Source organism: Rickettsiella endosymbiont of Xylota segnis, assembly GCF_964019545.1.
Classification (GTDB): Bacteria; Pseudomonadota; Gammaproteobacteria; order Diplorickettsiales; family Diplorickettsiaceae; genus Aquirickettsiella.
On the sequence record NZ_OZ026451.1, the window covers coordinates 552471 to 564859 of the forward strand.

General features: G+C 29.1%; 8 protein-coding genes. 4 read left to right on the top strand and 4 right to left on the bottom strand.

Translation table 11 applies throughout. The annotated features are described in order from the left end of the window. Nucleotides 1-10 precede the first annotated feature (10 nt). Nucleotides 11-907 (bottom strand): class I SAM-dependent methyltransferase, encoded by an 897-nt coding sequence (locus AACL18_RS02550; RefSeq protein WP_339051200.1) that lies wholly within the window; start codon nt 905-907, stop codon nt 11-13. Between the two features lie 184 nt (nt 908-1091). Here AACL18_RS02550 and AACL18_RS02555 point away from each other — a divergent pair, with 184 nt between their 5' ends. The 4 genes from AACL18_RS02555 (at nt 1092) to AACL18_RS02570 (ending at nt 6550) form a co-directional block, all read left to right on the top strand. Next, nucleotides 1092-1901: an ABC transporter permease gene (locus AACL18_RS02555; protein WP_339051201.1), complete on the top strand. Its 810-nt coding sequence runs from the start codon at nt 1092-1094 to the stop codon at nt 1899-1901. A gap of 13 nt (nt 1902-1914) precedes the next feature. After that, nucleotides 1915-2661 (top strand): ABC transporter ATP-binding protein, encoded by a 747-nt coding sequence (locus tag AACL18_RS02560; protein WP_339051202.1) that lies wholly within the window; start codon nt 1915-1917, stop codon nt 2659-2661. A gap of 61 nt (nt 2662-2722) precedes the next feature. Next, entirely contained in the window at nt 2723-4678 is a 1956-nt protein-coding gene (locus tag AACL18_RS02565; protein WP_339051203.1) for a hypothetical protein, read from the top strand. Nucleotides 4679-4738: 60 nt separating this feature from the next. After that, complete coding sequence (locus tag AACL18_RS02570) at nt 4739-6550, top strand: hypothetical protein (protein WP_339051204.1); 1812 nt, start codon at nt 4739-4741, stop codon at nt 6548-6550. A 203-nt stretch (nt 6551-6753) separates the two neighbouring features. On the opposite strand, the gene AACL18_RS02575 is transcribed toward AACL18_RS02570, so the two are convergent. The 3 genes from AACL18_RS02575 to gmd all read right to left on the bottom strand — a co-directional run bounded on the left by AACL18_RS02575 (nt 6754) and on the right by gmd (nt 12346). Next, complete coding sequence (locus AACL18_RS02575; RefSeq protein WP_339051205.1) at nt 6754-10719, bottom strand: FkbM family methyltransferase; 3966 nt, start codon at nt 10717-10719, stop codon at nt 6754-6756. Nucleotides 10720-10728: 9 nt separating this feature from the next. Further along, entirely contained in the window at nt 10729-11310 is a 582-nt protein-coding gene (locus AACL18_RS02580) for a hypothetical protein (protein WP_339051206.1), read from the bottom strand. A 70-nt stretch (nt 11311-11380) separates the two neighbouring features. After that, nucleotides 11381-12346, bottom strand: coding sequence for a GDP-mannose 4,6-dehydratase (gene gmd, locus AACL18_RS02585; protein WP_339051208.1), 966 nt, complete (start codon nt 12344-12346; stop codon nt 11381-11383). Nucleotides 12347-12389: the final 43 nt, after the last annotated feature.

The window sequence follows — 12389 nt, forward strand, 5'->3', positions numbered from 1 at the left end:
CTGGAAAAAATTAAGGGCTAGAAATTGGTTTAGTACAGGATACGACACATCTAATGCCAAACGGGTATGAAATCCACTTTCCTAATATTAATTCCAAGTCCATAAGAGTAGAGAGTAATTTATTTTTACTGGTCTGACGAATTTCTTTTTCCACTAATTGACGTTGTTCAGCAACTGATCTTGACAGAAATCTCTTGTTCCAAAACTTAGCCAAGAAAAAAGCGGGATAAATAAAAGTGCCTAAATGAGAACGATTGCTTACCTTAAAGCCTTGTTTTGTGATTAATTCGCAGAGCATTGAAAGTTTATATCGGCGAAAATGCATGCAGATTTTATCATGCGTATCATACAAATGTGGACCTGCGGGTACTTCCAGAATAAGAACGCCATTAGGCTTCAAAATTCGGTAAATTTGTTTTAATGTAGAGAGATCGTCTTCAATATGCTCTAAAACGTTTAATAGGACGATAGCATCTATGCAGTTATCAGGGAGAGGGCATTGCAATATGTCAAAGCGCAGCAATGGAATGGTAAGTTGCTTAGATAATTCTAAAAGTGGCTTATAAACTACATCAGCACCTATGAGCATAGCCTGAGGGAGCAATTGTTTTATTTTTTGTAACATATAGCCAGATGAACAACCTATTTCTAAAATGATAGGCATGGTTAATGGAACCAAGTTTTTTTTTAATTCAGAAAGCGTGTAATTTCGAGAAGCTTTATCGATAAAATGATTATCTCCGGCAGTATTTTCGTGACATGAAGTTAAATCATCGTTCCAACCAGAATTATTAGTGCTGTAATGTAATATTTTAGTTCGTTCACTCCCAATCTGAAAATCATGGCCGGTCCATAGTGGATAAGGACCATTTTGCATAAGTGGGGGCAATTGAAAGGGTAACTCCATCGTTTATTCCTTTATAGATAGATAACTTGAGTGACAAGTTTTAGCATTTTACAGAAAAAAATTTTCCTTAAATAAAGCCATGAAATGGAAACAATTTTCAAGACAACAGCAGTTGACGGGTTATGTTGAGCTGAGTATATTCGTGGTTTAAAATTTTTATATTAAAAAATATAATAGCAGAATTATGGCTAAATCCACATTTTATGAAAAATATCATCTTGCTTGGGAGGATATTTCAGATGGATTGAAATCTTGGCGAATTTGGCTATTACTTGCTTGGCATGAGGTGAAACTTCGCTATCGCCGTTCTACACTGGGCCCGTTCTGGATTACCATCAGCATGGCGATCACTATCTATACCATGGGTGTACTCTATGGCCACTTATTTAAGATTGATTTAGCGTTATATTATCCTTTTCTGGCAACAGGTATTTTAGGTTGGAATTTGATTTCATTGATTGTTAATGATGCAACGATGACCTTTGTCAATGCTGATCAATTTATAAAACAAATGAAACAACCCTACTCATTTTTTATGTTTCAATCTGTGACGCGAAATTTTATTATATTTTTCCATAACATTTTAGTATTAATTCCATTGATATTTTTTTTTCACCTTAAAATTAATATTAATACATTGTTTATATTTATTAGTTTATTGATACTTTGGATCAATGCAATTTCATATAGTACTATACTTGCGCTTTTAGGCACGCGATTTCGAGATATACCCATATTAGTAGCCAGTTTAATACAAATAGTATTTTTCATGACTCCCATCATGTGGTCGCCAAGTATTTTACCTGTTCGCTATCACTATATTATTGACTTAAATCCTTTTGCACAATTTATGGAATTATTTAGAAACCCTTTGTTAGGCACGTTGCCCTCACACTATACATTAGTTACGACCTTAACGTTGACTATATTAGGTGTTTTTTCTGCATTTATAATATTTAGCCGCTACCGCCCCAGAATTGCCTATTGGTTATAATGAGTATATTTCCATGGCATTAATAAAGCTTGATTCCTTAACAATTGATTTTCCTATCTATCATTTAAATGCGCGTTCAATTCGAAAGCAGTTTCTACGCCTAACAGGGGGTGCTTTGCGTAAGGAAACAGCACATACGGTTATTGTTAAGGCTTTAGATGATATTACCTTCACTTTAGAGCACGGTGATCGAGTGGGTCTTATTGGCCATAATGGTGCAGGAAAAAGTACTTTATTACGTGTGCTGGCTAAAATTTATGAACCTAATCAAGGAAGCATAAACATTCAAGGTAGAGTATCTCCGCTTTTGAACGTCATGTTAGGTATTAATCCTGAATCAACTGGTTATGAAAATATCTTAGTAAGAGGTCTTTTGCTAGGTCTTAGTCGAGAAGAAATTCAAGCCAAGATGCAGGAAATTGCTGATTTTACCGAATTAGGTGATTATTTGTCTGTGCCTATCCGCACTTATTCAGCAGGTATGCAATTACGCTTAGCTTTCGCTGTAGCTACATGTATAAAACCAGATATTTTGTTGATGGATGAGATGATAGAGGCTGGAGATGCAACTTTCAAGAAAAAAGCAGAAGGACGATTGGCTGAGTTCATTGAACAATCCAGTATTATGGTGCTGGCTTCACATAGTAATGAAACTATTCAAAGGCTTTGCAATAAGGTTGTGATCTTAGAAAAAGGAAAACTTAAATATTTTGGCTCCATGAAAGAAGGATTTGAAAAATATATGGCTATCAATAATTAATTAAAGAATAATTAGGTTATTTTCAGTAATTTTTATAATTTAAATTAATGGATTTATTTAAGTGGGTAAAAAAGTACTTTATTTCGTAGAATATACTTGGCTTTTAATTTTACTAATACTAGTTAGTTTGTATTATTTAAGTCAATCCAACATAATATCAGTTTTTAATTCAGATGTAATACTTTTACCGAGCTTATTCAAAGATTTGCTAGTAAATAATAATCACTATAGAGATTGGTTTCTTAGCCCAGCGCCTCATTTATTTCCAGATGCTTTTTTGTTTTTTTTTATTGTATTACTTACTAAAAACATTTACTTCGAGTTTCTTATTTTTAAATGGATTAGAATAGTATTAATATATTGTATAGTAAAATATTTATATAGGCATTTTTTCACAAGAAAAATGGCAATTGTTTTTTCTTTATTGGTGACAAGTCTTTTAGTTATTTTAAGTCTTCGAGAGTTTCTAGCCTATAATACCTTTTTAATACCATCAGCACATGAATCGGAATTCATAATAGGACTACTACTCTTAACAATAACAATAAATTTAGTGCATAATACAAAAGCTAATGGTAATTTCAAAGTTTTGTGTAGTATTTTTGTTATTTTAATTTTTGCATGTAGCGCTTCTGATTTATTATTTATTGTTCAGTTTTCAATACCACTTACTCTTGCTTTTATAATACTCTATGTAAAAAAAAGGATAGAACTAAAAGAATTAGTAACTTTATCTAGCTTGTGCCTTATACCTACTATGTTAGGAAATTTTTTATCTAATTATATGGTACCACATCAAGTATTATTTAATTATTTAGATAATCCATCAATAAAAAATATTTCTGGTAAAACAATAATTTTTCAACTTTTAGAATTAATAAAAGTATTTAAATCGATATTTATTCACCTTCCATGGTATATTTTCATCTTATTTTATTCAAGTATAATATCTATTTTCCTAGTAGGAATATTAAAAAAAGTACATAAAAATAATATAAATCAAAAAACATTTTTTATAAGTACTTTTATATGTTCTTGTATAGTAACTAATATTTTAGCGCTTTTAATGTTAATTCATGGAGTGGCTGATAGATATTTATTACCTCTTTATTACTTCCCATGTTTGCTATTTTTTCTTCCACTCTCTATTTTTGAAACAAAATTAATATTAAAAAAAATATTTACAGCAATATTTTTAATAACGTTACTTTATTGCTTGATAAAAATAACGCCAGCATTTTTTAAGCAAAATTTACAACCAAAATTTAGTTATTATCCTACAGAAATAAGTTGCATTGATCGAGTTCTACCAGCTAATGCACATGGGATAGCGGAATATTGGGATGCTAATGTTTTATCATTATTAAGTAAAAAAAATATTACCGTAGTGCCCGTATCAGTATTTTTAGAACCAACGTATTGGGAAATTAACAGTACAATACTAGCCAAACCGAGTAATTTTGTAATACTTTCGCATATCAATCCAATTTTTGATTTAATTCCAAATATAGTGTACGCAACCTATGGAGCTCCAGAAAAAATCAGCCAATGTGGAAACAAACAGATACTTATTTATCCTGAAGACTCATTAAGGCCAATAAAAAAACCTCTTTTTATGCATTCCGGAGACTCATATAATTGGCCGGCAATTTTATTACCCAGCTTAATTCCAAATTCAAAAAAAGAAAATAAACGCATTGCACAACCAAATGATTTAAGAACTTTTATAAGTTACGGACCTTATATCATTTTACCTGAAGGAAAGTATCACTTTTATATTCATTATAAAAGCGACGCTTCTCCAAAAACAAGAATTGCTTTTTATGATGTATATAGTAATACCATTGGCGAAATCACTAAAAGCTTTATTTATGGATCAAAAGGTAAACTTAATGATATAAGTGGAAAATTTAAAGTCAATAAATCACAAAACAATAAAGATAAATTTGAAATTAGAGTCTTTTTTCTAGGGGGTGCAACATTTGAGCTTGAAAATATTACTTTAGTCAGAAGTTAACTGTAAAAAAGCCTTTAGAAAATTTTTACAAACGACAATTTTAAAAAAGGGACAATTTAAATGAGTAATAAAAAATATTATTGGCTGTTAGAGCTAACGGCAATATTAATCATAATTAGTGCAACAACTATTTTTTATTTAAACCAAAATTGGATAGGTTTGGTTTTTAACTCAGATATACTTTTTATTCCTGATATGTTTAATGATTTAGATCACGGTGGAATTATTAAGGATTGGATAATAGCCACTACAGGTATGTTTTTTCCAGATTGGCTAATATATTATATCGCCTATTTTTTTACTAAAAAAGTGTATTTTCAATTTCTAATAATCGCCTGTTTAAATACATTTCTATTATATTTAATGATAAGGCTTATTTATAGTCAATATTTTAAACAACAAGACACTTTAATTTTTTCGATAAGCTCTATAGTAATTTTTTTATTTTTTTCCTTTAACGTGCAGGAACCATATGTATTCTTGATGGTGCTAGGACAATATATGGGTGGATTTATTGTAGGTATGTTTTATATTTATCTACAAATAAAAATTATAAATAACAATAAATATAATAGTACAATTATGTTTTTAATTCTAACGAATTGTATCTCATTAATAATGGGAATGTCAGATGTGCTTTTTTTAATACAATTCCTGATGCCAATTTTAGTAGCATACCTATTCCTATATTTAAACAAAAAATCAAGTACAAAAAAAGTCTTTTTGTTTTCGATCGTTCCAATTTTATTTTTTATTTGTGGATTTTTATTTATTAATAAAGTAATAACCAACTCTAAAATATGGGACTTAATAACGTTGTCGCAAACTAGCAATGTTTCTTATAACTTTATTAAACATAAACTTCTCTATTTTAAAGCAAGCTGGCGAGTTTTTAGCCAATATTCAATCATAACCTGTATGTATGTGTTTTTTTATTCTGTAATTACATTCATTATAATTAAAATTATTTTTATAAGACAAAAAATTGAAGAAAAATTTTTTTTTAACGTTGAAAAAAATATATTTTTGACTGTTATAATTTTTTTTAGTGTAGCAATAAATATCGTTAGTTTCATTGTATTGGATAAAGATTTAGCCGTCAGGCATTTAGAACCCTTTTTCTACTTTCCAATCGTGACATTTTTTTTTATTGCTTTATTGTTTAAAAAAAATATAAATGCATTTATTTTTTTTAAAACACTTGCTTTTTTGTACATAATATTAAGTATAATTTATTTAATTACAGAGCGTAAAAAAATCGTAATTAAAAAAGACTTTTATCCGTATGAAGTTGCCTGCATTGATAAAGCGTTAAAAAACCAAGGTCATTATGGTGTCGCTAATTATTGGACAGCTAGACCATTTACTATGTTTAGTCGCCAGAAAATTTATATCACGTCTGTTTTTAACAATTTAGCTCCTTTTAGTATTGCAAGCAATTTAAAGCTAATAAATAGTAAAAATGCTTACAGTTTTGTTATTATGAACGTAACTTCTATGATACCCACTCCCAACGCAATTGAGTTAAATGAAACTGATATTATTAATATAAATGGAACTCCACAAAAAAAAATAATTTGTGGATCTAAAAAAATACTTGTTTATAAAGATAATAGTTTTAAAATACCTGTTTTAAAAATTAAAGGTGATTCATTTTATTGGCCTGCGTATTTACTTCCTACCCAATTTTCAAATAGTTCTCCTGCAGAATCCATAGAACGTTTTGTTAAATCAAGAGATGGACAAGGATTTGTTAGTTTTGGACCTTATGTAACTTTACTACGCCGGGTAAATATCAAGTTCACATTGTCTACAAGAGTAATTTACCTACTCATAAAAAGATTGGGTTTTGTGATATTTCGTCAGGTCTAGGAAATTCAGTTAGTAAGAATTTTGATTTAATGGCAACTAATAATACATATCGAACATTTAGTCAAAACTTTGTAGTTCCTAAAGAATTAGATAATAATATTTACGAAATTAGATTTTACACTAATGGAACTTCTAACATCTATCTACGGGGAATAAGCTTAAATAAATTGTAAAATAATTTAAAAGTTAGATAGCTATTTATGCTAACTTTGAAGCTTACGAAGGGTTTCCATAGTTTTTGAAAGTGCATTAACAATCTCTAATTGATTGAAGCCAGCAATTAAATTAAAATATTTTGAGGTTGTTGTTAGATGTTCATGAGCAATATGATAAAAATTGTTTCTGCAGGTAAAATCTAAAAAATTCGGGTATTCTATTGCATAGATATATGGAAATATATTACGTAATCTTTCCTGAAATTCAGGCAAACTTATTCTGTGAAAAACATTTAAACACCAATGGTTCATTTCTAGTAAAACTGTGGGTTTAAATTTTTTTAAGGTTTTTAATCCACCCTCAAGGGCATGCACTTCATAGCCTTCAAGATCCATTTTAATAAAATCTAGTTTATTAAAATTAAAATCTTCAAAAACTTCATCTAATAAATTAACTTTTACATGGTATGTAAAATGTTTATCATCCGCTTGATATTGATCCGAAATAAAAGCTCCTGCTAAAAAATCTTGAGTTGCTTGCATAGTTATTTCAGCATTCTTATTCCCTACGGCAAACTGGTGTAGAGAAATATTCTTTTTATTTGTTCTGCTAATATTTTGTTTTAAAAAATTAAAAGTAGGTTCTAAAGGTTCAATAGCAGCAATTTTCCCATCAGTGCAAATATCAGCTAAAGCAATAGCAGTAAAACCTATATTAGCTCCAAGATCTAGAACATATGAATTTGTTTTGCAAAAATTCTGGAAAATAGCCAAAGTTATTGCATCAAAATCTTCAGGTGCACCACTTAAGTATTTTTTGTCACCATCAAAGTTATATTTAATTTTATTAATATAAATATCGCGATTTAATGAAAATATTCTTGGGGTTACTATGTCAGTTTTTTTCAATTTTCCCTGCCATTCGTTGTCTGATATAATCTCAAAAATATTTTGAGACAAATTACCACTATTTACATCATCAATAATTGCAAATTTCAAAGGCTTACTTCTTCGAATATAATTCTCTTTTAAAAAGCTTTTTAAACTGTAAATATCTTGATTGTTGAAAAAAATACAAGCTTCGGCTATTTCATATAAAAATTTTTTTTGACATTGAATTTTTTCGATTATACATAAATATACTTTAATATTTTTAGCGGTAAAAATTTCCAAAAATTTTTCATCATCAATTGTTGGAAATATTGATACAAAAATATCATTTTCATACACGCTAACCGGTCGATCTTTTATTGCTGGGAGAGATAAGTCGAGCAACCCAAAAATAAACTCATATGCATAAAAAAATTTTTCTTTATTCTTATCAAAATAGATAAATTCTGGCCTAAAGTTAAGTGAAGATGTATTTACGAATTGTTGAATTAGTTCAGAAATCTTATTTAACTTTGAATTTTTGCTGTTTTCTATTAAGTAAGAAATATCTAGTAATAGTTGTTGAGAGGTAGGGGATTGCCGATTTGCAGCAATAATTTCAGAAAAATTTAATAATTCTTGTTGCTTAATGTGGGTGGAATTACTTTTAATTAAATCCTTAATTAGAGCGGTTTCCGATACTTGGTTATTTTTTAAGAAATGCTCAATTGTTTCATAGAATTTCTGGCCAATTATAGCCGGGTGACAATTATTTTTAATATATTGAACACACTTTTCTGAAAGTTCAGTTCTTACTCTAATATTATAACATAATGAATCAATTGCGGCAGATAGTTCTGAATCTAAAAACTTTTCTGGTAATTTGATTATTACGTTATTTGGAAGTTCATTGATACTTCCATGCGCATTAGCTATCGTGGGTATACCATAAGATAGGCAAGTCAAAAGGCAACCTGAGGTTTCGCCTCTCGAATTTGTACGAAGTTGTATTGCAATATCTGCAACGACAAAAAAATTTTTAAAAGTTTGATCATGTGTAAAACCTAAAATCTGAATTTGTTTATTTAAATTATACTTATCAACTAGGTCAATAAGTGTATTATGATAATCAGGATACGGTTTTTCTCCTAAAAAAATTAGATTTAGTTTGTCATCCTTAAGTAAATTGTTAGAGCAAGCTGCTATTACTCGGTGGTTTAATTTATTTGGATTTAAATTTCCAAAACAACAAATTATAAAATCATTCTCTTTAAAACCTAATTTTTTTTTTAATAATTTTTTATCTTGATCAGATACTTTTTCATTTTCATGTGCAAGATGATTAATTAATTGAAATTTTTTAGTGCTATGCATTCCATACCATGTCTTTGCTAAATCGATAGAGTATTGCGAGTGTACAATTAATCCAATTGCGTTTTTTAAAATTAAAAGATTACATGGATATTTTTTATGAGTCTCGATTCGTCCTTCGGCTGCTTGATAAACTAGAGCTGAAATACCATGCGAATATAAAAGAAATTGATTGAAAATTGAGTTTTTTTTTGGAAAAAAATCACTGATCCAATCTAAAAGGCCGCTTATGTAAAAATCGTGCAATACGATAATTCCTGGATAAATACTAATCAAATCTATCATGTAATGGTGATAGGATGAATTACCAAGTTGATATAGAAGTATATCGAATGAATTTATATTTTTTATCAACCACTTCACATTTCGTATTTGAAAATTTGATTTTAACCATAAATCACTTACATCATTTTGCTCAGTTATTAAAATTATGTTGTAGAAACAATTTAATTCAGGTATTAATTTAGAACTATAATCTGCTATTCCTGATTGTTCAGGAGGTAATGGAGAAATAAAGGCCATTTTTTTTCTTTTATATTCCCAAAATTTTATTTGGGTATTCTTTTCATATAATTTCTCAAATGAATTTAAAATATTTTTGGCTGTATTATGCCAAGTAAATTTTTTAATTTGTTGCTCTCCGTGATTTTTAAGAAAGTTACAAAAATCTTTATTGGCCAATACCTCATGGATTTTTTCTGCTATAGATTGAGGATTTTTAGGGTCAAATAAAGCTTCTGAGCATCCAATGGCTTCAGGCATACTACTTATATTTGACGCAAGCGTCGGAGCTCCACAAGCCATGGCCTCTATTATAGGTAAACCAAAGCCTTCATGCAGTGAGGGGAATACAAATACACTGCAGGTACTGTAGAGAGTTAATAAAATTTCCTCTGATACATAACTTATTAGTATGAGTTCGTTCTCTTTTAGTTTATATTTTTCTTTGTAGAAATTATTAAAATTATGGGTAACAGCCTGTTCAGCGCTTATTATTATAATCAACTGAAGATTTTCTCTATTTGGCAATAAGATAAATGCTTTAATTAACCCTTCAACATTCTTTCTGGAATCTAAAGCTCCAATATAGAAAATAAAATCTTTATTAATCCCATAACTAATTTCTAATTGCGATATTTTTTCTCTGTCAATGGTATATTTCTTAAATTTTGGATCTAGACCTACGGAGCAATTTATTATTTTATCGCTTGGGAATGCAAGGTGATCTATTGCTTCTTTTTTTCCGGATTCTGATATGGTAATTAATAATTGACTTTTTTTTAAATATTGCATTTTCTGATAAAAAAAATGTGAGGCCTTATGTCCTTTTATATATGATTCGGAATTAATAAATGGAATAAGATCATATAACGTTACTGCCGTTAAGCCCTTATTGCTAAATTCCCCTATTGATATTGGGATATCTTCTACCCAACCCTCAAATATGCTTGTAATATATGTGATATCTGGAGATAAATTTGAAATATAGTGTTCTCTTATTTTTTCAGCTGCTTTAAGCTTCCAAAATTCTAAGTCGTGATGGCCTGATGTTACTCTTGGTGTTTTAAATATTTTGATTCTATGTTGAGGGATTAAGCCTTCAAATAACTTATTTATATTTTCCATTTCAAGCATATTTGCATTAAATAACAAATAGACTTCATGATTATTTGCTTGAAGAATAAGTTCTCTAGCTACGGATAGGCTATACCGACCTATACCTCGATTACGACTTATTCCTTGTAGACTTTGTAGATCTATTAATATTTTCATGAAAAAGTTTTAATTTTGAATGTTGTAATAAATAGAAAAAAACTTCATTTTATTGTAAATCTCATCCACATCTAAAGATAAATCAGAATTTGTATTGATTAAAAATTCTTTATTATTTGTTATTTTATAATTAACAAAATTATTTGAATCTTTATCAGATTTTATTTTGTTCAAATAAAATTGAACGATGTGGTTTTGTTTGAGTTCATTATGTAGAATTTTTTGAACTTCTGAATTGCTTAGTAAAATTTTTAATACTGGCAAAAAAAATTTTTTTATAAAAAACTTATAAAATAAAATAAAATAGTCTGATTTCATTTCTTTATCAGTTTTTAGCCAGAAAAGAATATATTTTACTATTTTCGTAAAACTAGGATAATTTGAAAGTAATACTTTTATTTTAATCTTTATAGAATAAGGTATATAATTTTTTATTAATTTATAAGGAATTATAAATTTAAATAATTTCAAGGAATAGCGTAATGATTCTGTCAAAATAAATTTTATCTTTATTTTAACTAAAATAAATAATTTTAAAAAATGATACCTAATATTTTTTTTTATTTCATTTAAGTAATTTATTTGCTTCATATATTCTGACTTTAGATCAAATGCATAAAAAATTTGATTCATATTTATATATATAAGTTTTAGGAAAACTTTAATTTAACCTGTCTATATCAGTATGAACCATCATGGATATTAATTTTTTTATATCAGTTTTTGGTTCCCATTTTAATTGTTGTTTTGCTTTTCTAGAGTCTCCTAACAAAATATCAACTTCGGCAGGTCGAAAAAGATTTGGATCAATAACTATGTAGTCTTGATAATTTAAATTTACCTCAGAAAATGCTAATTTACATAAATCTCTTACACTTAGGCTATGACCTGTTGCAATAACATAATCATCAGGTTTTTCTTGTTGTAGCATTAGCCACATGGCTTCGACGTAATCACCAGCGTAACCCCAGTCGCGTTTAGCCTCTATATTGCCTAGATATAATTTCTTTAAATCACCTTTTGTTATTCGAGCTACTGCACTAGTAATTTTCCGACTGACAAACTCGATACCTCGTAAAGGAGATTCATGATTAAATAAAATACCATTTGAAGCATGTAGTCCGAAACTCTCTCGATAATTAATCGTTATCCAATGTCCGTAGAGTTTTGCAACTCCGTAAGGGCTACGAGGATAAAAGGGGGTTTTTTCATTTTGTTGCTCGGCTTGTATTAGACCAAAGATTTCGCTGCTGGAAGCTTGATAAAATTTAGTTTGAGGATTAATTAAACGAATAGCTTCTAAAAGATGAGTGACGCCTAATGCGGTCACCTGACCTGTTAAACTAGGTTGTTCCCACGAGGTGCCTACAAAGCTTTGCGCAGCTAGATTATAAACTTCAATGGCTTCAGATTCTTCCATGGCTCTCACCAAAGAAGCTGGGTCCATCATATCACCATTAATCAGCTTAACGTTGTGTTCAATATCTAATTCACGTAAACGCCATAGACTATCACTTGTTCGGCGTGCAATTAAGCCATAAACCTGATAATTTTTTGCCAAGAGGAATTGTGCGAGGTAGGCTCCATCTTGTCCAGTTATCCCAGTTATTAATGCTTTTTTGGTCATTTTCAGTCCTTTGAAAGATTAGGAATCTTAACAAAGTCTTCTT

What these genes read in the sequence shown, in the direction of transcription:
- AACL18_RS02560 (WP_339051202.1), top strand. Translation starts at nt 1,915, where the DNA reads ATGGCATTAATAAAGCTTGATTCCTTAACAATTGATTTTCCTATCTAT.
- AACL18_RS02570 (WP_339051204.1), top strand. Translation starts at nt 4,739, where the DNA reads ATGAGTAATAAAAAATATTATTGGCTGTTAGAGCTAACGGCAATATTA.
- AACL18_RS02550 (WP_339051200.1), bottom strand. Translation starts at nt 907, where the DNA reads ATGGAGTTACCCTTTCAATTGCCCCCACTTATGCAAAATGGTCCTTAT.
- AACL18_RS02580 (WP_339051206.1), bottom strand. Translation starts at nt 11,310, where the DNA reads ATGAAGCAAATAAATTACTTAAATGAAATAAAAAAAAATATTAGGTAT.
- AACL18_RS02575 (WP_339051205.1), bottom strand. Translation starts at nt 10,719, where the DNA reads ATGAAAATATTAATAGATCTACAAAGTCTACAAGGAATAAGTCGTAAT.
- AACL18_RS02555 (WP_339051201.1), top strand. Translation starts at nt 1,092, where the DNA reads ATGGCTAAATCCACATTTTATGAAAAATATCATCTTGCTTGGGAGGAT.
- gmd (WP_339051208.1), bottom strand. Translation starts at nt 12,346, where the DNA reads ATGACCAAAAAAGCATTAATAACTGGGATAACTGGACAAGATGGAGCC.